We start from the raw sequence: 23,903 nt of genomic DNA, 5'->3' as shown, positions 1-23,903 counted from the left end.
GGAAACGGCCGGTCTGCTCACGGAAACGCTGATCGGGACGACAGGGTTCGAACCTGCGACCCCTTGCCCCCGTCAGCAGGTCTCTCTCGTGACCGCACGCTCCCGCAGGTGTACGCCGCGCCGGCGCAACGCCTGTGGGTCGCACAGCTCGTGCGCGAGCAGACGTTCGGCGAACCCGGCGCGCTGCTCCGGGGCGAGCGCGAGGACGGCCTTGACCAGCCTTTCGGCGGTGGCCTGATCGACCGCACCACCCCGGTCCTGGTAACCGAGCAGTCGCGCGGTCTCGGCATCCAGGTGCCCGTGCCCGGCCGCGTCCTCCGCGTCATCCGGCTCCTCCACGACAAGGCGCAGCGGCTGTGCGGCCTGCGCTGGGAGCAGCTCCGCGTACTTCGACAGGTCGGAGTACCTGGCAGTGAGGAGCAGGTGTTTGGCGACCAGGCCGGCCTCGGGGAAGGAGCCGTGCACGGCCAGCGGGGCCAGCTGTTCGGGTGCCAGGCCCAGGACGCAGCCGGCGTGCAGCAGTACCTCGCGTACCCGTGTGGCGCGGGGGACGTCGGGCAGCAGGGCCGTCGTGCGCTCGAGGAAGCGGGCGAGCACCTGCTGGGCCCCGTGCGTGTCGGCGTCCTCGCAGCCGCGGTAATAGCGCGCGAGGTACCCCTGCCACCAGGCGAGTTGGACCTCGTAGAGTTCGCCGACCAGGGTCTCGTAGGCCTCCTGCGGGAGCATGCCGGCGTCGGCGAGCTCCTTGAGCGCGGGGACCAGGTCCCGGTACACCAGCCGCATCCAGGTGTGCGGGGATCGCTGGATCCCCCAGCACTCCGCTTGCGCGTGGTCACCCAGCAGTTCGGCCAGGCTGAGCTCCCCGGTGGTGAACTCGGTGGCGACGCCGGTACCGGTGGCCTCGAAGCGGTAGAAGTGATCGGAGCTGAGGGGCGGCAGGGGGGTGGGCAGCCCGTTGTCGATCAGCTTTTCCAGCTCCGCGTAGCCGGCCTGCAACGCGTCGTGGTCCAGAGCTGGTTGGGGCGAGAGCGGATCGACGAAGCGGGTCTTCACCTTGGCGATCTCCTCGGAGATCGCCTGATAGAGGAAGACCTTGTCGAACCGGTAGCTGAACGAGAGCCCGATGTAAGGGAAGACGGTGCAGCTGCGGCACTCTGTGCGGTGCCCGACCTCCTCGTCGCGAACGCGCAGGAACTCCGGCTCCTGCACCAGTTCGCGCAGTGGGCGGTTCCATTCCACCGAGTTGTCGAAAGCGTGGTAGCAGGGCAGCACCAACCGCCCGTCCGGGCCTACGGTCAGGATCCGCTTGTTGGCGTAGCAGTCGGTCGGGGCGGTGGGGTCAAGGTTCTCCCCGTACTTGCGGAAGTGCAGGTTGATCAGCGCGAACGGCTGGTAGAGCAGCCGGATGAGTTCGGCGGCGACCAGGTCGGTGGTCGGCTCCGACTCGTTCATCCGCCCGGCCCGTCCGGCCGGGGCCACGAGCGGCTTGCCGTTCTGCTCGATCAGCTTGAGCTTGCGGGCCGTGCGGTTGGTGTCGCGGACGGTGTCCTGCTCGTCGAAGTAGTCGAACATCCCGGAGAAGTAGACGGTGATCCGGTTCTCCTGGGCGAAGCGCAGCAGGTCCGGTATCTCGTCCACGTTCTCGCGGGTGACCACGCAGATCAGCTTGAGGTTGCCGGAGCCGGCGGCGATCACCCGCTGGATCACGTCGAGCGCCCGGTCCAGGGTCGGAACGCCGCGGATCTGACGGTAGCGGTCGGGACGGAGGGTGTCCAGGGAGACGTTCATGGTGTCGACGTACGGCACGATCGCGTCGATGTGCTTGGCGAAGCGGATGCCGTTGCTGGTGATCTCCACCGTCATGCCGAGCGACTTGGCGTACTGCACGATCCCGTTGATGTGCGGGTGCAGCACCGGCTCGCCGCCGGTGAAGTCGACGTAGCGGACGCCGAGTTCGTACAGCTCGTCCAGGATCTGGCAGGCCCGTTCCAGGGTGAGCTCCTGGTAGCCCTTGAACTTGTCGTCCTGCCAGACATTGCAGTAGCCGCAGAGCGAGTTGCAGCGGAAGGTGATGTAGAAACGGGCCGACTGGAGCCGGCTCTGGGGATCGGTCTGGGGGGCGGCGGTCGCGGGAGTGATGCGCGCGGTCACGGGTGTGGGTTCTCCGACGGTAGGGGCGGCGGGGGCGGAAGGGGTGGCACCGGGCCGGTCAGGGCGGTGGGGCGCCCCGTGCGGCGGTCCAGAGGGCGTACCACTTCGCGTGCCGGAACCCGTTGACGCGGGAGGAGCCGCCCACGACTCGGGCGCGGATGCGGTGGACCTCGGCGCCTCGCTGCCGGACACCGGCGCGCGGCAGGGCACGGGCGTCCGACGGCGGACGCGGCCATGCCTCCTGCTCAGGCCCGTGGTCGGGCCCGGCCTTCACGAGGCGGACGGTCCGTGCCGGGTCCTCGCTCAGCCGGGAGGCCGGCACGCGGCCGGCTACGCCCCCACCGGGTGTCACCACGTCGTAGCCGGACCGGAGCCCATCCGCCGCCGTGTACGTCATGCGCCGCTCTCGGCGGACGCGGCCTTCCGGGCGGTCCCCACCGCCGGGTCCGAGGTCAGCACCGGATCGGTGGCCCGAGCCAGCAGGTCGTCGCGGCCGATGGCATCGGCGCGGGTCGACGGCACCGTGCACGCGTACGCTCCGGCCACCGCGCCGTACAGCGCGCAGCGGTACACGTTCTCGCCGGCGAGCCAGCCGAGCAGGAAGCCGGAGGCGAATGCGTCGCCGGCGCCGTTGGTGTCCACCACCGGGGCGGGCGGGGTGACCGCGGGGACGTGCGTCAGCTCCCCGTCGGCCAGCAGGTACGCGCCCTCCGCACCGGCGGTGGCCACGACGATCCGAGCCCGGCCGCGCGCCGCGATGTCGCGCATGGTGCGCTCTGGGTCGGCGAGGGCGGTGGTGGACAGGAAGACGAGGTCCGCGGCAAGCGCGAAGGGCTCGTGGTACGGGTTGACACCGTCCCAGTTGTGGAGGTCGGTGGAGATGGTGACGCCGGCCTCGCGCAGGGCGGGCAGCGCCAGGGCGCACGGGTAGGTGATCACCACGTGGGCGTGCCGGCTGGCCGCGGCCAGGGCGCGCACCGTGGCGTCCGGGAGGCGGTCGCTCTCCTGGGAACGGGTGTTGTCGTACAGCGAGAGCCGCCGCCCGTCGGGGCCGACCAGGTTGACCGCTCGCTTGGTGCCCTGGACCGAGGGCACCTCGGTGAGCGGGATGCCCAGGTCGCGGTGGAACGCACGGACCAGGTCGCCTTCGGGGTCGTCGCCGAGCAGGTCGATGTGGTGGGTGCGCAGGCCGAGGGCTGTCACGCCGAGGGCCACGAAGTCGCCGCTCTGCCCTGCGCGGGTCACGATGCCCGGGTTGATCATGTAGCTGTCGGCGTACGGGAGCGGCAGCTCGGGGACGTGGACGATGGTGTCCACGCCGGCGCCGCCCAGTACGAGGATGTCGGTCTTGGTACTCATGGGATGGGATTCCTCTCGGCTGCGGATGGTGTCAGAGGTCGCGGTAGAGCTCGGCGACCGCCCTCGGGCCCGGGTGGGCACGCACGTCCTCCAGCGTCAACGTGTTTCCCTGCGGATCGGCCACGGGGAGCCGCCAGTTGGGGTACTCGTGGGAGGTGCCGGGCAGGTTCTGCGGGCGCCGGTCGCCCACGGTGTCCGGGAGCCAGACGCCGAGGAGTTTCGCCGGGGTCCGGGCGAGGAAGCGGTGCAGGGCCAGCGTCTCGCGGCTCGGGACGGCCCCGGCTTCCGTCTCCTCCGCCGGGCGGTCCGGTCCGATCAGCCCGCACCGTCCCAACTCCGCCAGCCAGCCGTCGCGTTCGGTGGCCGCTGCGGCCTCGGCCTGGTCCACCGGCTGGGTGAGCAGGCCCAGCCGCTGGTGCAGCCGAACGTGCTCGCCGTCCAGCCAGGCGGCCGTACTGGGCAGGTCGTGGGTGGTCAGCGTGGCGAGGCAGTCCGCGCGCCACTCCTCGGCCGGCAACGGCCCGGAGCGCTCCTCCGAGCCGCCCGCGTACTCGAACCGCAGGACCGAGGTACCGAGGATGCCTCGGTCGGTCAACTCCTCGCGCACCCCGGGCTCGACGGTGCCCAGGTCCTCGCCGATGACGATGCTCCCGGCCCGGTGCGCTTCCAGGGCGAGCACGCCCAGCAGCGCCTCGTGGTCGTAGCGGACGTAGGTGCCCTGGTCGGCCGGGGCGCCCTCGGGGATCCACCAGAGCCGGAACAGGCCCATCACATGGTCCAGGCGCAGGGCGCCGGACCGCCGAAGGGTCGCCCGCACCACCTCGGCGAACGGCGCGTAGCCGGACGCGGCCAGGGTGTCGGGGCGCCAGGGTGGCAGCCCCCAGTCCTGCCCGCTGCGGTTGAAGTCGTCGGGCGGGCACCCGACCGTCATCCCGCCGGCGAGGTACGGCTGGAAGCACCAGGCGTCCGCGCCCTCCGGGTCCACGCCCACCGCGAGGTCGTGCATCAGCCCGATCGCCATGCCCGCCTCCGTCGCGGCGGACTGCGCCCGGTCGAGTTGCTCGTCGACCTGCCAGGCCAACCACCGGTGGAAGGCGACCCGGTCGCCGAGCGCGGCCCGGGCAGCCGCGATCCCGGTGCCGTCGGGAGTGCGCAGCCCGTCAGGCCAGGAGCGCCAACGCGGGCCGTACACCTCGGCGAGCGCGCACCACAGCGCGAAGTCGTCCAGCCCGGGACCGCCGGCCTCGGCATAGCGCCGGTACGCCTGCTCCCGGGCGGGAGCGAGCGGGACCCGGTGCGCCAGCTCCAGTGCCTGGAGCTTCAGGGACCAGGCGGCCTCCCGGTCGATCAGTGCGCCCGCCCGCACCCGCTGGTTCGACTCCCGTGCCCGCGCGAGCAGTCGGTCGGCCCGCACGCGGTCGTCGCCGGTCAGCTCGGCGAACCCGGCGACGGCCTCGACGCGCAGGTTCATCGGGTCGGGGTGGCGCCTGCTGCTCGGCCGGTACGGGGAGGGGTCGGGCAGCGGCCCCGGCGCGTAGGCGTGCAGCGGGTTGAGCAGGACGAACCCTGCGCCCAGCCCGCCCGCCCAGGAGGCGAGTTCGGCCAGGTCGCCGAGGTCGCCCAAACCCCACGAGCGGTGCGAGAGCAGCGAGTACAGCTGCACCAGAAAGCCCCAGTGGCGGCGCCCCGGCCCTGCCAGGCGTTCCGGGGCGACCAGCAGCAGAACGGCCTCGGCCCGGCCGTCGCGTTCGGCGTGCAGGACGTGGCGGCCGACGGGGAGGTCAACCAGCTCCTTGCCGAGGGCGCCGATCCCGTGGCGGGTGCCCTGCTCGGTCTCGATCCACAGCTCGGCCCCGGGCGGGGTGGCCAGGCCGGTCGGCGGACGGCCCGCGCGCAGCACCACGGTGGGCGGCAGCAGTCGGTGGGCCGATGCCTCCTGGCGCTCGGCGAGGGCTTCGCGGATGCCGGCGGAGCTGCTCGTGTCGGCGCCGAGGGCGGCGAGCACGGCGCGCAGGGTGTCGGGCGAGATGTCGACCGGCCGGCCCAGGTCGGTGGTGTAGCGGGTCGCCACACCGTGGAGGCGGGCCAGCTCGGCCAGGTCGCGGTTGATGTCAGCGGAGCGGGGCATGGGTGCGGCCCGGTTCTGTGTGGTGATGGGCGGGTGGGAAGAGTCGCTCCAGGACCGCGGCAACGCCGTCCTCCCCATTGGTGGGGGCGATCTCGTCGGCACGGTGGAGCACGTCCGGGTGGGCGTTGCCCATGGCGACGCCGTGCCCGGCCCAGTCGAGCATCGGGATGTCGTTGGGCATGTCGCCGAACGCGACGGTGTCGGCGGCGGAGAAGCCGAGCAGACGGGCGGCTGCGGCCAGCCCGTTGGCCTTGCTGACTCCGGCGGGCAACAGCTCGACCATGCCCTCCCCGGAGTGGGTGACCGCGACCCGGCCGGCGCAGATCCGCGCGGCCAACGCGGCCAGCCGGTCGTCGTCCGTCCGGCGGCCGCGGATCAGCACCTTCTCCACCGGCTGCGCCCACAGCTCCTCTGGGTCGCACACCAGGCGCCACCCGTGCCGGACCCGCTCGCCGAAGGCGCTGGTGACCAGGAACTCCCCGGTCAGGCCCGCGGTGACCACGCCGAACTCCAGTGGTCCGGCGGCCTCGGCGATCCGGTCGACCAGCGCCCGTACGGTGGGCCGGTCCAGGCGGGCCGTGGACAGCAGCCGGTCCGCGGTGGCGTCGTACAGCTGCGCGCCCTGGCCGCACACGGCCAGGCCCCCGTAGCCCAGGGACGCCAGAAGACTGCGGAGGTTGCCGGCCGGGCGGCCGGTGACGACCAGGTGGCGGGCGCCGTACGCCTGTGCCCGGGCGAGCGCGGTGCGAGTGCGGACGGAAACCGTCAGGTCGTCGCGGAGCAGGGTGCCGTCCAGATCGGTGGCGACGACGGTGAAGCGGGGTGGCGCGGTCATCGCCCCTCCGGCTGGTGCAGCATCAGCAGGGTGTGTGCGGCGAGCGTCGCCGCGTCGGTGATCCGGCCGGAGCGGACCAGCTCGCGCCACTCCTGCGGGTCGGCCCGGCGCTGGCACATGTCGGCCTCGGTGGCCTCCCGTTCGGGCGCGCCCTGGGTCAGCTCCTCGGCGAGGAAGACGTGGCAGCCCTGGCTGGAGTAGCCGTAGGCGACGTGCAGCCGACCGAGGTAGGTCATCCGGGCGGCCCGGAGTCCGGTCTCCTCGCGCAGCTCGGCGCGGGCCAGGTCGAGCGGCGCGGCGCCCCGGTGGCCGACGGGCCAGGAGCCCTGGGGGAACTCCCAGTAGCGTCCGCCGACCGGGTAGCGGTACTGCTCCACCAGGTGCACGCTGCCGTCTCCCTGACGGGGGATCACCAGTGCGTAGTCGGGCTTGTCGACGACTCCGTACAGGCCCGGGCCGCCGTCGGGGCCCAGGACGTCGTCCTCGCGGACGGTCATCCACGCGTTGCGGTAGACCTCACGGGAGCGGACGGTGCGGATCACGGTCGGGCCTCCAGCAGCTCGCGGGCCCCCTCGGCGACGCCGCGCACCCGCAGCCCGTGCCGCAGGAGGAAGTCGTCCAGGAGGGAACTGGTCAGACAGGTGTGGGCGGGGCGGCTCGCGTACCGGCCGCCGGCCCGGGGCACCCGGAGCACACGGGTGCGCGGCACGCCCAGAGCGTCGGCGATCGCCTCGGCCCAGGCGGCGCGGGACACCCGGTCGGGACCGCCGAGGTGGAGCAGCGCGGGCGCACCCGGTGCCAGGGCGGCGGCGGTCACCGCCGCGACGTCGTCCACCAGGACCGGGGTCGTCCACTGGTCGTACGGGGCTTCGACGGTCTCCCCCGAGCGGAGCCGATGGGCGCAGGCGGCGAAGAAGTTAAGCCACTTCGCCGAGTCGGCCGGCTCCCAGCCGTAGACCAGGCTCACCCGCAGCACCGTGGTGTCCGGGGCGGCGCGGACGATCCGCTCGGCGGCCAGCTTGGCCCGCCCGTACGCGTTGGCGGGAGCGGGGTCGGCGGACTCGTCATTGTCGGGGCGGGAGCCGTCGAAGACGTTGTCGGTGGAGACCAGGACGAGGCGGCGGCCGGCCGCGGCGGCCGTGAGGTGGGCCGCAGCAGCGGTGTGCAGCTCTTCGGCGCGCTCCGGGTTGGCCTCGCACCAGGTGACGTCGGAGGGCCCGTGGACCAGGACCAGCCGGTCGGGCCGGACCCGGTCCACGACGCGGGCGCAGGCGGCCGGGTCGGAGGCGTCCAGGCACATCCACGGCGCACCCACCCGGTCGGGCGGGCGGCGGGAGGCCAGCACGGCGTGGCCGCCGTCACGGGCCACCCGGGCGGCCACCGCGCGGCCGACGAAGCCGCTGCCGACGATCAGCGTGGTCGCCCCGTCGGTGCGGGGCACGGTGGAGGTCACGCGGCCGTCACCACCCGGTGCGTGGCGCCCCGCGCCGCCAGTAGCCGTCCGGCGCCGATCAGGCCGTGGTCGTCGTCGGGCGCCCCGAGCACGGCCATCCTGCGGATCCCCGCCGGATCGAGGCCGAAGCAGCCGAGGCGTTCCAACTCCTCGGTGAGCAGTGCGGTGTACCGGGGGCCCACGGCGAGAGCGAAGCCGCCCATCAGGATGTACCGGCGCACGCCGATCGAGGTGAACACCGAGGTGATGGCGCAGGCGAGGTGGGCCAGGCCGCCCCGCAGCACCGCCGTGGCGAACGTGTCCTCAGCGCGGACCGCCGCCACCAGGGCCGGGTTGTCCAGTCGGTCCGGATCCGGGGTCGTGCGTGCGAGCACTGAGCGGGCGTAGCCCTCCGGATCGGCGTGGGCGGCGCGGCGCGCGGCGGCCAGCATGCCGCGGCCGGAGGCGATCGCGCCGAGGTGGCCGCGCCGACCGCAGTCGCACAGCGGCGCATGCGGGGAGGGATCACACGTCCAGTGGCCGAGCTCGCCGCCGTGGCCCTCGGCGTCCAGCAGCACCTCGCCCGCCCGGTACACCTTGCTGCCGATGCCCGAGCTCACCGTGATCAGACAGAACGGGGCCTCGTCCGGGCCTTTGACGTAGCGCCACACGGCGGCCGTCAGGTCGTTGACGACGACCACGGGGAGCCCGAGCCGCTCCTCCAGCGGCACCCGCAGCGGGAGCGGCCCGCCGCGCTCGCCCCAGATGGTGGGCGCGGTCAGCACGCGCCCGTCGGCGGTGACCGGTCCGGCGAAGGCGACGCCGAGCGCGTGACTGCCGTGCCTCGCCACGGCCTCCGCGGTCAGGTCGGCCAGCTGCCGCGCCACCTTGGCCTGCAGTAGCGGCACCGGGGCGCCGGGATGGCGGGCCAAGCCCTCGGTCGGGATGCGGCGGATGTCGGTCAGGGCGTCTGTCGCAGGCTCGTAGCGGGCGGTGCGCAGGGTGGTGCCACCCACGTCGACGACCGTGTAAGCGTCAGCCACGGAGGCCTCCCAGGGCGGGCAGGACCACTGCGGTCCGGACTGCCCCGGCAGGCTGCGGGGGTGCTACCTGCTGCACGGTGCCGTCCTCCAGAACGATCGCGCCGTCGATCTCGGCCCCGGCCGGGACGGCGGCGCCGGGCAGCAGCACGCTTCGGCGCACCCGCGCCCCGGCCCCGACGCGGGCGCCCGGGAAGGCGACGCTGTGCTCGACGAGTCCGTCGTTGGCCAGGTCGGCCGCGACCAGGCTGCGGGTCAGTCCGGGGCCCGCGGTGACCAGTCGGCGCGCCATCGCGGACCGTACGGTACACGGTAGTTGATCGACCGTCATGGTCGGATCGTGATCCAGCAGCGCCAGGTGGGCCCGGTGGTACCGCTCGACAGTACCGATGTCCTCCCAGTGCCCGCGAACCTCGTGGCCGAGGATCGGCTCGCCGCCGGCGAGCATGGCCGGGATGACGTCCCTGCTGATGTCGTGTTGCCAGTCGGTGCCGTCCAGGCGTTCCAGGTAGTGGTGCAGCCGGGCCGCGTCGAAGACGCAGAACGCGGCGAAGACCAGGTCGCTGGTCGGCTCGGCGGGCTTCTCGACGAAGGAGGTGAGCCGGCCCGCGGTGTCGAACTCGACCATGCCGAACAGGTGGACGTAGCGCCGCTCGATCCGCTGGTAGGCGAGGGTGAGCGCGGCGCCGGAACGGCGGTGGGCGGCGATCAGCGGCCGGTAGTCGAAGCGGTAGACGTGGTCCGCGTGCAGCACCAGGACCTCGGAGGTGCCCGGACCGAACAGGTACGGGGCCTTGCGGATCAGCGCGTCCGCGGTACCCCGCTCCGGCGGCGTGGTCCGGTCCGGGGCCTGGTAGCCCTCGCCGGCACGATAGGCCCGGTCGTAGGGCCCGAAGTGGACCCGGAAACCGGGCCGCCACCAGGTGCGGTACAGGTCGTCCATCAACTGCCGTTCCTCGTACTGGGACAGCAGCAGCACCTCGCCGAAGCCGGAGGCCTCGGCGTTGGCGAGCGAGAAGTCGATGAGCCGGCAGGAGCCGCCGAACGGGACCAGCGGCTTGAGCCGACCCGAGCCGAGCGCACCCATGCGGCGGCCCTCGCCGCCGGCCAGCAGCGCGGCGCGCACCCCGTCAGTCATGGCGCACCACGTCCCAGGCGGAGCGACCGTCGGCCAGGGTCAGCAGCAGGGTCAACTCCCCTCCAGGGTGGATGTGTTCGCGTTCACCGCCGAGGACACCGGCGAACACGCCGGGCGCCGTGCGCTCCAGCGGGCGTACGGAGACCTCCCGGCGGCCGGGACCGGGCGGGGCGAGGGTGACGACCTCGACGCGTTCCGCGTGGGGCAGGCGGTAGACGATCCGGCCGTCCGCCACGGTGCGGCGCCCGGACAGGCGGGCGCGCAGCGAAGGGTCGGCCTCGGCGGCGGCCGCGCAGCGATCGAAGTCGGCGCGTAGCCAGGCCGCTTCGAACAGGGCGTGCGCCGCGGTCGGGTCGAGCTCACGGCAGCGCCGGTAGGCGTCGGCGTCGCCGAACCTGGCGGCGGCCTCGGCGATGGCGTCCGGACGGGTGCGGTAGGCCTCGGCCGGCAGCAGGTCGAACCAGCCGTGCCGCAGCAGCAGGTCCGCGTCCGGCTCGGGGCGGCGTTCCTCCCACAGCGGGGTGAATGCCTCCAGGTGGAGCCGGGCGACCTGCTCCCAGGTGAACTCCCTTGCCGTGGCGATGGCGTTGGCCCGGAGCCGGCGGTACTCCTCGGGGCGCTCGCGCAGCAGGGCGGCGGCCTGGCGGATGCGCGCGGCGAGGGCGTCGACGAGGAGCGCGTCGTCCTCCGCGAAGGAACGGTTGACGGCGAAGCCGGTGGCCCGCGCCGCGAAGGGGCCGTCCAGGGGGTCGGCGACGTGCCCGAAGTGGGCCATGCCCAACTGGGCGGTGGCGATGGGCACGGCGCCGACGGACATGGCCTCACCCTGGGCGATGAGGAACGTGTCCATTTCGAACTTCGAGGGGAACAGGCAGAAGTCGGAGGATGCCGCGTACTCCAGGATCCGCTGCTCCTCGACCCGCTCGCACTCCAGGTGGATGCGACCCCTGTGGCGTTCGACGACCTCGCGCAGGTACGGGTCGTCGATCCCGCCGTCGCTGATGCAGCGCAGCACGAAGTTGGCGGCAAGCCCCTCGTCGAGGACCCGGTCCACCGCCCGGAACAGCTCGACCTGCCCCTTGTGGTTCACCGCGTAGCGGGCGTTGTGGAAGAAGGTCGGCAGGTCGGGGTCGAGCCCGAGCCCGCCGAGGACCGCCGCCCGGTCCGCGGCGGGCCGTGCCGCGTCGGTCCAACGGGAGCCGATGGCGCAGCCGCCGACGAAGCTTTTGTGAGCGTTGCGGGCCACCGTCTCGCGCACCGGGAGTCGCGTGAAGGGCCGTTCGAAGGGGGTGTCCGCGAAGTCCGTGTAGAACGCCAGGTGCCCCGGCGACAGGAAGTCGAGCAGATCGGCGTGGTCGGCGACGAGGTCGTAGATCCGCACGTGCCCGGGGCCGTACTCGTAGTGCAGATGCGTGCGCTGCTGATAGGCGCTCAGGACGGTCTCGTGCTCGCTGCACGACCGATCCGGCGCCTCGTCCTCGGCGGGCAGCGTGACCTGGGCGTCCAGAAACCGCAACAACCGCTCGACCTTGGGCCGGTAGACCTTCTTGGTGATCGGCATGTTGCTCTGCACCGTCCCGACGACCAGCTTGGACGGGTCGTCGCGGAAGGCCGCGGGGAGCAGGTAGTGGTAGTACGGCTCGTGTGCGTGGATCAGCGCCTTCTCGTCGGCGAAGTACCGGCGGACGAACCGCACGGTGTCCACCTGGTAGCCGAGCGGCTTGAAGAAGACCAGGTCGCTGCCCTTGGTGTGGTAGGGCGGGTAGAAGCGGTCGGGCAGTTCGTCCAGCAGGCGGTTGGACAGGAAGTACAGGTCCACACCGTCCAGGCGCAGCCGGTGGGCGGTGGTGGTCAGCGGGATGCCGACCTCGGGCGGGAAGGCGGCCCAGGTGGCCGGGTCGAGCACCAGCGGCAGCTCGTAGCTGTCCTCGTAGTCGAGGGTCTCCAGGTCGTAGGAGGCGCGGAGGTCGTCGAGGCGGCCGTGGGCGGGGGTGACGACGGAGACGCGGTGGCCCTGTCCGGCGAGCGCCTTGGACAGGTTCCACAGGTAGACGGAGATGCCGCCCTGCAGGAAGCGGTGGTCGAAGCCCCCGCACTCGAAGTAGGTCTCGATGACGTGCACGGGATGTCGCTCCTTCATCGGGCGGCCGGGAGGCCGCCGGCCTCGACGGCGTGCCGCAGGTTGATCGCGGCGTGGTAGGCGCGGTCGTGGGCGTAGGCGTAGTCGAGTTCGTGCAGCAGTCGGCGTAGCCGGAACAGCCGCCACGCCGGGTGCCCGCCGAGATCCGGGTCGCGGCCGACGAGCAGGTCGCCGACCCGCACGGCCCACCGGCCGGCGGCGCGGCGCAGCCGCTCCAGTGCGGCCAGGCGCTCCGCCGTCCAGCCGGGGGTGTCCGGCCTGACACCGGCCGCCTGGAGCAGGGCGGTGCGGCAGGTGTCCTCGGGGTCCATGCCGAGGGTCTGCGCGGCGTGGTCGGCGAACTCGTCCGCGGTGAAGATCTCGACGCCGCGACGGAGGGCGGCCAGGTCCTGCCAGGGCGACTGGGCGGTGCCGGGATCGGCCGGGTCCGACCGCCCCGTGGACAGGTCGATGACGCACAACTCCCAGGAGGTGTCCGAACGCTCCCGGCGCACCAGGTGCGACAGGTGCAGGTCGCCATGGCACGGGCCGCTCGGCCACGGCCGCGGTGGCAGCTCCGCGATGCGGCCGAACTCGGCGTCGAGGCCGCGGACGGCGGCCTCGCGCACCGGAACGGGGAAGCGCGCGTCGGCGCGGATCAACGGGGTCAGTGCCGCCAGCCGCTCGGCGGTCTCGGCGAGCCACCCGGCGGCGGGGAACTCCGGGTACGAGCCGAGGCGTTCGGCGAGATCCCGGTGGAAGTCGCGCAGGAACCTCCCGGTCGCACGCAGCGGCGCGACCAGGGCCTGCTGGGACGCGGTGACCGCGGCCTCCGGGTCGGCGCCCGCGTGCACCAGCGGCCACAGCGAGCGGATCCCCGCGCTCAGCGGGACGTTGAGGCCCTCGCCCTCGGCGTAGCGGTAGACCACACCAAGGGGTTCGCGCCGCCCGGTGGCGGTGTCCACGTAGCTGTAGTCGCCGACGGGCTGCTGGGTGCGGCCGCTGCCGCTCATCAGCCGCAGCAGTTCGGGCTCGCGGGTGCCGCCGCTGACCCGGCGGTAGGTCTTGTGGGCGTGCGCCGTACCGCCGAGGTCCAGCAGCGACAGGGCGTTGGAGCACCAGCCCGGCTCGAAGGGCAGCTGGCCCCGGTAAGGGGCGGGTTCACCGTGGAACTCGATCACGTTGCCGTGCCGGGTGGGCAGCCGCAGTCCCTCGCGCAGCGCGTCGACCACCGCCCGGTCGAAGGCGGCAGCGCCGGTCGCGGCCCGGCCCGGGTCGTCGTCGAGGACCGGGACGAACCAGCGGGAGTCATCGGCCGACGCTGCCGGGTCGCCCCCGGCGCCGACCAGCAGCAGCCGGATCCCGCCCAGGGCGGCCTGGTCGAGCACCTCGAAGCGCCCGGAGCGGCGGCTGGTCTCGTCCAGCCAGGGGGCCGCACGCAGGAGGGCGGCCGTGGCGGGCGCGAGGTCGTCCGACAGCAGGGTTTCCAAGGATCAGCTCCCGGTCATCTCGTAGCGGTCCACACCCCGGTGCCAGACGGCCAGGGCGAGCGCCACCAGGCCCGCGGTCACCGCGAACAGCCAGGGCAGCGGCCGAGCGCGACCGAACAGCAGGTAGGAGGCGGGGACGTAGGCGGTGAACGCGTAGGGCAGCAGCCAGGTCAGCAGCCACCGCAGCGACGGGTGGTAGAGGTCGAGGGGGTAGCCGGAGAAGTCGCCCAGCTGGTTCGCGGCGTACAGGGCCGGAAAGCTGTTGGTGGTCCAGAAGGCGAGCGAGGCGAACAGCGTCTTGATCGAGGCGAGGATCAGGGTGCCGCACAGCACCAGCACCGGGGCCACCAGGAGTCGGGTGGTGTCCGCAGTGAGCGTGAGCCGGCCGGCGGCGTACCAGACCAGCCCGGCGCCGGTGAGCAGCTCCCCGAAGCCGTCCGGGTAGAGGAAGCGCTCGGACAGCAGCGAGAACAGCGGGTGCACCGGCCGGATCAGGTAGCGGAAGAACTCGCCGTTCTGTACGAGCTTGCGGGCCAGGATCCACAGCTGGTCGGTGAACATCCGGTCCAGGCCACGCGGCAGAAGCGAGAACCCGAGCAGGAACAGCACCTGGTCGTAGTGCCAGCCGGCGATCTCCGGGACCTGCCGGAAGACCATGCCGATCACCGCGACCTGGCAGACCACCCGCAGCAGCAGGCCGCCGGCGCCGAGCAGGAAGTCCATCCGGTACTCCGTCAGCCGGTGCACGCTGACGGCGCTCAGCTGCCAGGTCAGCCGGACGTAGCGGACCGTGGTGGAAACGGGCCTCATCCGCCGAGCACCTCCACCCGGCGCACCGCCCCGCGCCAGGCGAGCGCGGCCAGGCCGCTCAGCGCCGCGGCCCACGCCAGTTGCACGCCAAGGATCGCGGCGGCACCCAGCGGCCCGTGGTAGCGGCCGAGGAGCAGCCGCAGCGGCCCGTCGACCATGCCCTGGAAGGGCAGCGCCCGCGCGACCGCGGCCAGCGGGCCCGGCATCAGCGCCAGCGGCACGACCTGCCCGGCGAAGAACGCCACCACGCTGTCCTTGACCACGCGGACTCCCCAGATGTTGGTGGTGACGAAACCGGCGAGGCCGACCAGTAGGTTCACCCCGAAGCCGATCACCAGGGACAGGACGGCGGAGCAACCGAAGAGCAGCACGCCCTCCGGGCTGGGAGCGGAGAGCGGCAGCGACAGGGCGTACAGCACCACCACGGGGACGGCGACCAGCGTGGCGTTGGTCAGCGACACCGGCAGGCCGGCTGCGAAGCGGGCCAACGGATAGCTGACCGGACGCAGCAGCGAGACGGCGATGTCGCCGCGCTGGACCTCCCCGGCGACCTCCTCGTCCACCCGGTTGGACTGGAACAGCGCCAGCACCTGGGCGAGCAGAACGTACGTGGTGAGCCGCGGCAGGTCGTAGCCGCCGGGCAGGCCCCCGCCGGCGTACACCGCGCGCCAGAGGGCGACCTGCACGCCTACGGCGGTGGTCGCGGTCAGAGCGTTGATCAGGAACATCGACCGGTACCGGAGCAGGCTCTGCAGGCTGCCGACGGCGAACGGCGCGTACCGGCGCAGGGTGGCGGCCGTCATACCGGCACCTCCCGCGTCCCCGCCCGGCGGGCGTAGATCCGGCGGAGCACCGTCTCCAGGTCCGGTTCCGGGGCGACGCAGTCGGTGAGGTCGAAGTGCTCCAGCAGGAAGCCCATCACCTGCCGGACGGACCAGCGGCGGGCCGGGTACTCGACCTTGATCCGCCCGCCGTCGATCCGGCCGGCCGACGCGCCGTCGAGCCGGTCCTCCACCAGGGCGACGGCCTGTTCCGGAGTGGGCCCGTCCCGGTACTCGAAGACCACCGCCCGGGTGTCGGCCGTGCGCAGCAGTTCGTGCATGGTGCCCTGGTGCACCACCTCGCCGTGGTTGACCACCAGCACCTGGTCGCAGATGGCGGTGATGTCGCCGATGTCGTGGCTGGTGAGCAGGACGGTGGTGCCGAGTTCCGCGTTGACCTGGTTGACCAGTTCCCGGACGGCTTCTTTGAGCACCAGGTCGAGGCCGACGGTGGGCTCGTCCAGGAACACCACCGCCGGGTCGTGCAGCAGGCTCGCGGCCACCTCGGCGCGCATCCGCTGCCCCAGGCTCAACTGCCGTACCGGCGTGGAGCCGAGCGCGTCGAGATCGAGCAGTTGGCGGTACCGCGCCATGTTGCGCCGGTACACCGGATCGGGGATCTCGTGGATCCGGCGCAGGATCCGGAAGGAGTCCGGAACGGGCAGATCCCACCAGAGCTGGCTGCGCTGGCCGAACACCACACCGATGCCGGCCGCGGTGCGCCGCCGCTCCCGGTACGGCTCCAGGCCGTTCACCAGGCAACGCCCCGAGGTCGGACGCATGATTCCGGTCAGCATCTTGATGGTGGTGGACTTCCCCGCGCCGTTGGCTCCGATGTACGCGGCCTTGACTCCGGCCGGAAGCTCGAAGGAGACCCCGGCCACCGCGCGCACCACGCGGTACTCCCGGCTGAACAGCGTGCCGAGGCTGCCGAGCAGTCCGGGCCTGCGCTCGAGGACCTTGAACTCCTTGACCAGGTTCTCCGCGACGATCACCGGGCGGCCTCCACGGCGCGTTCCAGCGCGCGGGCGAGCAGGGCGATGCCCTCCTCCAGCAGCGCGGGCTCGATGGTGAACGGCGGGGCGAGCCGGATGATGTGCCCGCCTATCGAGGCCCGCAGGCCCAGGTCGAGGGCCGCGAGGTAGACCGCGCGGGCGATCTCGGGCGCCGGCTCGCGGGTGGCCCGGTCGCGGACGAACTCCAGCCCGTGCAGCAGGCCGATGCCCCGCACCTCGCCCAACACCTCGAAGCGGGAGTGGAGTTCGGCCAGCCGGTCGTCCAGCAGCGCGCCCAGGACACGCACTTGTCCGATCAGCCTGTCCCGGGCCACCACTTCCAGCGTCGCCTTCGCCGCGGCGATGCCCAGCGGGTTGTTGGAGTAGGTGGACGCGGTCGAGCCGGCCCTGGCCGCGTCGGGGTGGCGCAGCACCGCGGAGCGGCCGGCCAGGGCGGCGAACGGGAAGCCGGAGGCGAGGCCCTTGGAGAGGGTCACCAGGTCCGGCTCGATGCCGAGCCGGTCGCTGGCCAGGAAGGTCCCCGTCCGTCCGCCGCCCGTGAGCACCTCGTCGGCGACCAGCAGGACGCCGTTCTCCCGGCAGCTCTCGGCGATCTGCTCCCAGTACCCGGGGGGTGGAACGATGACGCCGGCCGCGCCCAGCACAGGCTCGAAGACCAGCGCCGACACATTGGGCTTCTCGGCGATGTGCCGCCGTACCAGCGTCGCGCAGCGAACGCCGCAGGAGGGGTACTCCAGGCCGAGCGGGCAGCGGTAGCAGTACGGCGAGTAGCCGAGGATGCTGTTTCCGGCGAGGGACTGGTGCCCGATGTCCCAGTGGACCAGCATCCGGGCACCCTGGGTCTTGCCGTGGAAGCCGTGGCGCAGCGCCCCGATCCGGTTGCGTCCCGGCTCGGCGACGGCCTGGACGGCACGCAGGGCGGCCTCGACGACCTCGGCGCCGGTGGAGAAGAACGCGTAGGTGTCGAGCTCCTCGGGCAGCAGCCGGGCGAGCAGTTCGCAGAGTTCGGCGCGGTCGGCGGTGGCGGAGTCGTGGACGTTCCACAGCCGGGCGGCCTGCTCGGTGAGTGCGCCGACCACCTCGGGGTGGCAGTGGCCGAGGGACTGGGTGAGGGTGCCGGCCGCGAGGTCGATGTACTGGTTGCCGTCCAGGTCGGTGAGCACCGCGCCGCGTCCTTCCACGAAGACCCGGCGGCCCAGCGCGGACTCCTCCGAGGCACCCGGAGCCAGGTGGGCGGCCTCGCGGGCCAGCCGGTCCAGCTGGCGGGGGCCGGTCACCGGTCGCCGTCCAGCGGTCCGATCTCGAAGACCAGCAGCTGGAGATCGGCTTCGGTGTCGTTGGCGAGACCGTGCTCACCGTACGGCCGGTTGGGTATCACGTCGCCGGCGCGAACCTCGAACTCCGAACCGTCCAGGGTCATCCGGCCGCGGCCGGAGAGGATCACATAGGTCTCCCGGTCGTCGGCGTGGCGGTGCAGGCCGATGGAGGTGTGCGGGGGCAGTACCACCAGGTCGATGAAGGCGATGGGAGCCGGTGCGTCGTCCGCACGGTAGACCCGGTGGGCGAGGATCGTGCCGGCGCCGCCGTGGTCGCCGGTGATCGATTGGAGCAAGTCCTCGTTCAGGTTGGTGATCTGATGGTTCGTCATATCGCGAGCCGGCGTCGGTTCGGTGGTACTCATCTCGGTGCGGCTCCTGTCGAGGCGTGGTGCGGGCGTGGGCGGCAGTCGGCGAACGGCACTGATCAGCCGGCCACGGCGAGCGCGCTGGGGAAACCGGCCAGCACGTCCAGCGCCTGCTCGAGTGCCACGGCCGGAACGTCCGCCAGGTCGTCGAGGAAGACGGCCGAGCCGATCCCGCTGGGCACCACCAAGTGCAGCTTGCGGCCACGCCGCTCCCACGAGGCTCGCAGTGCGTGCTGCATCAGTTCGGGCGTGCAGGTCCGCGGATCGTGGACCGGGAGACCGAGGCCGACGATGAGCCGGGTGATCCGGTCGGCGTCCTCGGGGCCGATCAGGCCGAGCACCTGGGCGAGTTGACTGGAGATGGCCATGTCGATGGCCACCGACTCCCCGTGCGCGATCCGGTAGTCACTGGCCGTCTCGATCACCGGGCCGAAGGTGTGGCCGAAGTCGACCAGGCGGGCCAGGTCGTGCTCACGGAGGTTCGGACAGAGCTCGTCCAGCATCAGCGCCATCGCGGTGCGCAGCACATAGTCCTCCAGCCCGCGCTCGCCGCCCGCGACGGCGGGCAGCCAGGACGGCGCGGGGCAGGGTCGCCGGAACACCTCGGGGCACTCCTCCAGTACACGGAAGAGCCGCGCGTCCTTGATGATCGCCATCTTGGCGATCTCGCCCAGGCCGCACCTGACCTGACGATCAGGCAGGGTGCGGAGAAGGGCCGGGTCGTTGATCGAGGCGTGGGCGGGGTGGTACGCCCCGAGCATGTTCTTCGTACCGAGGGCGTTGACGCCGGTCTTGATGCCGACACCGACGTCGACCTGGCCGACCAGGGTGGTGTTGACCTTGATGTAGCGCACACCCCGGCAGTAGATCGCCGCCGCGAACCCCACCAGATCACAGGTGACCCCGCCGCCCACGGCCAGCATCACACCGTGCCGGTCCAGCCCGGCGGACTTGGCGTGGGCGCAGATCTCCTCCACCGAGGCCATCGTCTTGCGCCCCTCACCGCCTCCGATCACCACGATGCTCCAACTTCCCGGCGCCAGCCGGGAAGCGAGGTAGTGGCGCAGCTGCTGCCCGAACAGCCGGTGGACGGTAGGGCCGAGGAACGCGATCACCCGACGGCCCGCGCAGTACTCGGCCAGCAGCGGGTTGTCCGGCCCGAACACTCCGTCCGTGATGTCGACCCGGTACGAAGTCCGCTCCGGTGCAACGAGCGTGAAACCCGCGCCGTCGCTGCGGACTCCGGGTTCAGCAACTGCTGTCTGCACCGCCACGACCCCTCGGCTCAGTCGGCATCCAGATCGGACTGCCCGTCAAATGGAGGAACACGAGAGGTGATTCAAACAGGTGACCGACAGTCAGGCAAGGATCTTCGGAAAGGTTCAGCAAGAACTTGCGATCTTGCACCCCTCGAGCCCTTGGTGCACGATCTCGACGCCGGCCCCGGACCGAGACTCCGGCCGGCGCAGGTCCCACCAGCCCTCCATACGGGCCTCCCCCGGGTTCCCGCGGCACACCACGGCGAGGGAGCCCGTCCGAAGCTCGAGAGATCGGACCGGCGCCCGGCGAACGCGAACGACGGCCCCTCCCGGCGACCCCATGATCTTGGAAACCGCGCCTGTCACGCCCCCGGGGTCGACAGACCGGCAGACCGTCACGAACCGGACGTCACTCGACCACGCCGAAGCCCTGGCGGGAGGACCGGGCCATCGCCGTGCCTCCAACCGATTTGGACCTGAATAGGACAGGCCACCCGGATGGCCGAAACAGGAAGGCGAATGACCCTGCGGATCGCAGCCCGGCGGCACTAGCATCAGCCTTTGGACAATCTCGGGAATTTGCGAGGTGCAGCCGTGCGAACTGGCAGAATTCACTACGTCACATATTTTGACTTCACGCACTGCAATCTTGCGGTCGCGTCGATGATATCCCTACTGCGGACCCAGAGATTCGACCGAGTCACCATGATCGTCCCGGAGTACGACCCGGACGATCCACGCGCCGGGGTCTTCTCCCGGATGGTCGGCGAGATCGTCGGGATGGATCCCAGGTTCGCGACGGTCCCGGCCTCCCGGATCGTGGCCGAGTGCGCGGACCCGACCGTCCAGCAACTGCTCGATCAGTCGCGGTCAACCCTGCTGAGCCCGGCACACGCTTCCGTCGACGCCCTCAGGGCCTGCCTCCACCCCTGGTTCCGGGAACCGGTCGTCTGGTTCGACGTCGACATGCTGTTCACCGGGGACGTCTCCGACGTCTTCGGCCTCGTCTCCCACGTGCGCGTCGCCGCCGCTCCCGACCTGATCAGCACGCTGGGGGACCGCCGCGGCTCCGAGATCTACGGCCGCTTCACCACATTCGTGAACGACCGGGAACCCGGGGCGATGCGGTCGGCGGTCGCCCGGAATATCGGCTTCATGGTCCTCGCCGGCGACACCCGCGAGGAATTCTCAGCCGGATTCCGGCTGGCACTGGACTTCCTGGATGAGGAGCGCGACCCGATCGCATCGTTCTCGGTTGGCCAGCTCGCCTGGAATTACGTGATGGAGAAGGTGCGGTCGGCCACCTTGGAGCAGGATTACAACATGCCGTCCGCCTGCTTTCCGGTCTCCTGGGATTCCGGCCCGGAAGGCACGGGCGAGGCCCAGGTCCGCGTCAGGCACTACGTGGGGGTGGAGCAGAAGAAGCGGATGACGCTGGACTTCGCCCTGGAGTTCGCCGATGCCGGGCGTGGCCGCCGGACGCCGGACGCTCAGCCCGTACCCACCGGTCGATAGCTTCCCGGTCCACCAGGGCCCCGCTGCGGGCGGAGGCGCAGGCCGCGAGGACCCCGGTCCGGCAGACCTCGGATGCGGCCGGCGGTACCGGAGTACCGGCGTTGCCCGCCCGCGGAGGTGGCGCCCTTCCTGACCGAGCCGGTGCCGTCGGCGATCAGGACTCCGTCGCCCTCGCCGAGGCGTTCGGCGACGTAGTCCTGAAGCTCGTCGCGGATCTCGCCCGCGCCCCAGCGGGCACCGGCGAGCAGGTGCCGGAGCCCGTCAGAGGTGGCGTGGCCGGCGTATTCGGCCGGCCGCCGGCCGTTCTTGCGGCAGACCGGGCCGAGCAGGCCGCGGACATGGCGCGCATCCGGCGCCCCCGCCCGGCGCAACAGGCAAGCCTCTTCAAATCCATGACACCTCGTCATCGGACCACCGGGTTCCACCGCCGACGCCACGGTCACCGCGTGGCGCGGGGAGGCATGGCCAGGCTTCCTGTTTCGGCCACGAAGCAGCCTGCCCCGCGACGGCCACTCAGCGGTTCGCGCCACTTGGGCCGATTAATCCAGCCGTTACCCATTTGCAACCCCCTTGCAATACCTTTCAGCAAGCGGCAAGACTGTCCACTGAGACGGAAGTGGCGGACTGGGGATACGCATGAGTGAGCTTCTGGGTTTGGATCCGATCGCGGACGAGGTCTACCGGGCGATCCTTGCCCGACCCCACGATGATCTTGAACTCATCCTCAAGGAAACGAAGTTGACTCAAAATCAGCTGGCGACGGCGCTCGAGCAACTGGTTCGGATACGACTGCTCCGCCCGGCCCGGGACCGCCCCGCGGGAGTCCGGCCGCTCCCGCCGGAGGCCGCAGTCGGCTCTCTCCTGCTGGCCCGCGAGGCGGAACTGGCCACCCAGCAACACCGGCTGGCGCTGGAACGAGCCGCTGCGGCCAAGCTGATAGCCGAATACGCCATCCTCAGCCCGCGCGTGGACCAGCCGGCGGTCGAGCAGCTCAGCGGGCTCGACCAGGTGCGGGATTTCCTCTCCGATCTCTCCCGCGACGCCCAGGAGGAGGTCCTGACCTTCGCACCCCAGGGGGCTCATCTGCCGGAGAGTATCGCGGCGGCCCGGCCACTGGACGAGCAACTGCGGGACCGCGGGGTCAAGGTCCGCACGATCTACCTCGACAGTGCGCGCAACAATCCGGCCACCTCCGACTATCTGACCTGGCTCACCGAGATCGGGAACGACGTCCGCACCGTCGCCGCGCTCCCGGTGCGGATGGTGATCTTCGACCGCCGGGTCGCGCTGGTCCCCACGGAGAGTGCGGACAGTTCGCGCGGAGCGGTCGTCCTGCGGGCCGAGGGCGCACTGGCCGCGCTCCACGCGCTGTTCGAAGCCTTCTGGTCCACAGCGACCGAGTTCGCCCGCCGTCCCGTGCAGGACCACCGAGGTCTCACCCCCCAGGAGTCCGCCGCTCTCCGCCTGCTGGGCGAGGGCATGACGGACGACGCGATCGCCAAGCGGCTGGGCGTCAGCCCGCGCACCGCCCGGCGGATCGCCGCGGACCTGATGCTGGGCCTGGAAGCCACCAGTCGCTTCCAGGCCGGCCTGCACGCGGCTCACCGGGGCTGGCTGCCTGGCCCCACGAGCCTGGGTGGTGGTACAACGCCGGGGTTGAAGGACTCGTGAACATAGATGAGCCCCCCGCTGCTGTCGTGGATGAGGTACGCCTTGAACGCACAGGCCGCGGGAGTCGACGCCCCATCGGGCAGCCACGTCCCGGTACCACTGCCGACCAGCTCCCTGAACTGCGGGACACGATCGCCCCGCAGCCGGATTCCGATCGGAACGGCGAGGTCGGGTGCCCCGTGCGTACGGACGGCGGCAGGGTCGAGCACCACGTGGTTGATGCTGACCACCCGTCGCTCCGGGGTCAGCAGGCGAGAGCGCCGCTCGACCACGATCGCACCGTCGTCGGTGAGTCCGAGTACCGCGCGGATGGCGGGCGGCAACCCGGCAGCCCGGGTCTCGCCCTGTGCATCGACCTGCACCGCCAGCGGCTGTCCGGTGATCGCCTGCAGCAACCGGGTGGTGGATCCGTCCGAGGCCAGCAGCATCCTCGTCACCGAGCCGTCCGTCGCCGGCGGCCTCGATCCGATCATCTCCGTTGTCTCGAGCATCTTCTGACTTTCAGTCATCGAGCGACCTCGCCGACATGGACGAGTTGATGGCCCCAGCGGTCCAGGCCGAACGGCTGCTCGTCCATACCGTGCGCGGCGAGGGCCGTACGGACTGTGGGCTGCGCGGCCGTGGGCACGTGCAGCAGTAGGAATCCCCCGCCGCCCGCGCCGATCAGCTTTCCCCCGGTGGCCCCGGCGGCGAGGGCGTCGCGGTACGCGCGGTCGACCGCCGGGAGGGTCACTCCGGAGCCGAGAGTCTGCTTGATCTCCCAGTGGCGCCCCAGCGCCGCCCCCAGCAGACCCGTGTCGCCCGTGCTCAGTGCGTCCCCGACGACCGCGGTGAGTTCCTTGATCTCGTGCAGCCGGTTCTCCACCTCCCGGTCCCCCACCCGGACGCTGTCGCCCTGGGACGCCAGGACGGCCCCGGCGTCCCGGGTGATGCCCGTGAAGAACAGCAGCAGCTCCTCGTCGAGGTGGCGGACGACCGCGGGGTCCGGTTCGATGCGCTCCGCCCCGACCGTACCGTCCCGCTCGAACCGCAGTCGGCGGAACCCGCCGAGCGCGGCGAGGTAGTGGTCCTGCTTTCCCACCGGCCGATGCAGTGCCTCGATCTCGATCGCGGCGGCTGCTTCGGCCAGTTCGGTTCCCCGCAACCCGCCTTGCCGCCCCGTCGGACCGCTGGTCAGCCCGCCGATCAGGGCGACACAGAAGGCCGCCGAACTGCCCATGCCCGTCCCGCCCGGCACGTCACCGAACGAGGCGAGCTGGATTCGACCACCGTCCCAGTGCCTTCCCAGAGCCGCCCGCGCGAACGGGTTCGACAGCCCGTCAGCGGACGGGACGGCGGCGCAGGAGTCCAGGCAGGCGCGGACCTCCGTGCCCGCACCGCCGGGCCGGCCGACGACCGTCACCCGTAGGTTCGTGCTCACCCCGACGACGGTGCC

At 72.0% G+C, this 23,903-nt stretch carries 21 protein-coding genes and 1 pseudogene; 2 read left to right on the top strand and 20 right to left on the bottom strand.

Annotated features, from left to right (window positions below):
* Positions 1 to 72: 72 nt before the first annotated feature.
* The 17 genes from ACWDAK_RS04745 to ACWDAK_RS04665 form a co-directional block, all read right to left on the bottom strand.
* Entirely contained in the window at positions 73 to 2,151 is a 2,079-nt protein-coding gene (locus ACWDAK_RS04745; protein WP_344634435.1) for a radical SAM protein, read from the bottom strand.
* A 58-nt stretch (positions 2,152 to 2,209) separates the two neighbouring features.
* Entirely contained in the window at positions 2,210 to 2,548 is a 339-nt protein-coding gene (locus ACWDAK_RS04740) for a hypothetical protein (protein WP_344634436.1), read from the bottom strand.
* Positions 2,545 to 3,510: an adenosine kinase gene (locus tag ACWDAK_RS04735; protein ID WP_344634437.1), complete on the bottom strand. Its 966-nt coding sequence runs from the start codon at positions 3,508 to 3,510 to the stop codon at positions 2,545 to 2,547. The genes ACWDAK_RS04740 and ACWDAK_RS04735 overlap by 4 nt, the downstream gene beginning before the upstream one ends.
* Before the next feature lie 31 nt (positions 3,511 to 3,541).
* On the bottom strand, positions 3,542 to 5,638 hold the full coding sequence (gene malQ / locus ACWDAK_RS04730; RefSeq protein ID WP_344634438.1) for a 4-alpha-glucanotransferase: 2,097 nt from the start codon (positions 5,636 to 5,638) through the stop codon (positions 3,542 to 3,544).
* On the bottom strand, positions 5,622 to 6,473 hold the full coding sequence (locus ACWDAK_RS04725) for an HAD family hydrolase (protein WP_344634439.1): 852 nt from the start codon (positions 6,471 to 6,473) through the stop codon (positions 5,622 to 5,624). Before ACWDAK_RS04725 ends, malQ begins: the two co-directional genes overlap by 17 nt.
* Positions 6,470 to 7,015, bottom strand: coding sequence for an NUDIX hydrolase (locus ACWDAK_RS04720; RefSeq protein ID WP_344634440.1), 546 nt, complete (start codon positions 7,013 to 7,015; stop codon positions 6,470 to 6,472). The genes ACWDAK_RS04725 and ACWDAK_RS04720 overlap by 4 nt, the downstream gene beginning before the upstream one ends.
* Positions 7,012 to 7,926: a sugar nucleotide-binding protein gene (locus ACWDAK_RS04715; RefSeq protein WP_344634441.1), complete on the bottom strand. Its 915-nt coding sequence runs from the start codon at positions 7,924 to 7,926 to the stop codon at positions 7,012 to 7,014. The genes ACWDAK_RS04720 and ACWDAK_RS04715 overlap by 4 nt, the downstream gene beginning before the upstream one ends.
* Positions 7,923 to 8,948 (bottom strand): ROK family protein, encoded by a 1,026-nt coding sequence (locus ACWDAK_RS04710; protein WP_344634442.1) that lies wholly within the window; start codon positions 8,946 to 8,948, stop codon positions 7,923 to 7,925. Before ACWDAK_RS04710 ends, ACWDAK_RS04715 begins: the two co-directional genes overlap by 4 nt.
* Positions 8,941 to 10,083 (bottom strand): sugar phosphate nucleotidyltransferase, encoded by a 1,143-nt coding sequence (locus ACWDAK_RS04705; RefSeq protein WP_344634443.1) that lies wholly within the window; start codon positions 10,081 to 10,083, stop codon positions 8,941 to 8,943. The genes ACWDAK_RS04710 and ACWDAK_RS04705 overlap by 8 nt, the downstream gene beginning before the upstream one ends.
* Positions 10,076 to 12,205, bottom strand: coding sequence for a glycosyltransferase (locus ACWDAK_RS04700; protein ID WP_427393086.1), 2,130 nt, complete (start codon positions 12,203 to 12,205; stop codon positions 10,076 to 10,078). The genes ACWDAK_RS04705 and ACWDAK_RS04700 overlap by 8 nt, the downstream gene beginning before the upstream one ends.
* 14 nt (positions 12,206 to 12,219) lie before the next feature.
* Positions 12,220 to 13,692 carry a hypothetical protein gene (locus tag ACWDAK_RS04695; RefSeq protein WP_344634445.1) on the bottom strand — a complete coding sequence of 491 codons (1,473 nt, stop codon included), beginning with the start codon at positions 13,690 to 13,692 and terminating at the stop codon, positions 12,220 to 12,222.
* Between the two features lie 3 nt (positions 13,693 to 13,695).
* On the bottom strand, positions 13,696 to 14,502 hold the full coding sequence (locus ACWDAK_RS04690; RefSeq protein ID WP_344634446.1) for an ABC transporter permease: 807 nt from the start codon (positions 14,500 to 14,502) through the stop codon (positions 13,696 to 13,698).
* Positions 14,499 to 15,305, bottom strand: coding sequence for an ABC transporter permease (locus ACWDAK_RS04685; protein WP_344634447.1), 807 nt, complete (start codon positions 15,303 to 15,305; stop codon positions 14,499 to 14,501). Before ACWDAK_RS04685 ends, ACWDAK_RS04690 begins: the two co-directional genes overlap by 4 nt.
* Positions 15,302 to 16,318, bottom strand: a complete 1,017-nt coding sequence (locus tag ACWDAK_RS04680; RefSeq protein ID WP_344634448.1) for an ABC transporter ATP-binding protein — start codon at positions 16,316 to 16,318, stop codon at positions 15,302 to 15,304. The genes ACWDAK_RS04685 and ACWDAK_RS04680 overlap by 4 nt, the downstream gene beginning before the upstream one ends.
* On the bottom strand, positions 16,315 to 17,616 hold the full coding sequence (locus ACWDAK_RS04675; RefSeq protein ID WP_427393085.1) for an aspartate aminotransferase family protein: 1,302 nt from the start codon (positions 17,614 to 17,616) through the stop codon (positions 16,315 to 16,317). Before ACWDAK_RS04675 ends, ACWDAK_RS04680 begins: the two co-directional genes overlap by 4 nt.
* Entirely contained in the window at positions 17,613 to 17,987 is a 375-nt protein-coding gene (locus ACWDAK_RS04670; RefSeq protein ID WP_427393084.1) for a cupin domain-containing protein, read from the bottom strand. The genes ACWDAK_RS04675 and ACWDAK_RS04670 overlap by 4 nt, the downstream gene beginning before the upstream one ends.
* Before the next feature lie 95 nt (positions 17,988 to 18,082).
* On the bottom strand, positions 18,083 to 19,291 hold the full coding sequence (locus tag ACWDAK_RS04665; protein ID WP_427393083.1) for a sedoheptulose 7-phosphate cyclase: 1,209 nt from the start codon (positions 19,289 to 19,291) through the stop codon (positions 18,083 to 18,085).
* A gap of 585 nt (positions 19,292 to 19,876) precedes the next feature.
* On the opposite strand from ACWDAK_RS04665, the gene ACWDAK_RS04660 reads away from it, so the two are divergent.
* Complete coding sequence (locus ACWDAK_RS04660; RefSeq protein ID WP_427393082.1) at positions 19,877 to 20,797, top strand: hypothetical protein; 921 nt, start codon at positions 19,877 to 19,879, stop codon at positions 20,795 to 20,797.
* 1 nt (position 20,798) lies between these two features.
* Here the strand turns inward: ACWDAK_RS04660 and ACWDAK_RS04655 are convergent.
* Positions 20,799 to 21,204 (bottom strand): annotated as a pseudogene (locus ACWDAK_RS04655) (transposase); the annotation flags it as partial.
* Positions 21,205 to 21,433: 229 nt separating this feature from the next.
* Between ACWDAK_RS04655 and ACWDAK_RS04650 the strand changes: the two are divergent.
* Positions 21,434 to 22,468: a helix-turn-helix domain-containing protein gene (locus tag ACWDAK_RS04650; protein ID WP_427393081.1), complete on the top strand. Its 1,035-nt coding sequence runs from the start codon at positions 21,434 to 21,436 to the stop codon at positions 22,466 to 22,468.
* Here ACWDAK_RS04650 and ACWDAK_RS04645 read toward each other — a convergent pair.
* Together ACWDAK_RS04645 and ACWDAK_RS04640 are read right to left on the bottom strand one after the other, a co-directional pair.
* On the bottom strand, positions 22,399 to 22,959 hold the full coding sequence (locus tag ACWDAK_RS04645; protein WP_344634455.1) for a chorismate pyruvate-lyase family protein: 561 nt from the start codon (positions 22,957 to 22,959) through the stop codon (positions 22,399 to 22,401). The genes ACWDAK_RS04650 and ACWDAK_RS04645 overlap by 70 nt on opposite strands.
* A 14-nt stretch (positions 22,960 to 22,973) precedes the next feature.
* On the bottom strand, positions 22,974 to 23,888 hold the full coding sequence (locus tag ACWDAK_RS04640; protein WP_344634456.1) for a GHMP family kinase ATP-binding protein: 915 nt from the start codon (positions 23,886 to 23,888) through the stop codon (positions 22,974 to 22,976).
* Positions 23,889 to 23,903: the final 15 nt, after the last annotated feature.

Source organism: Kitasatospora sp. NPDC001175, from assembly GCF_053598215.1.
This window is presented reverse-complemented; position numbering and strand designations above follow the sequence as displayed.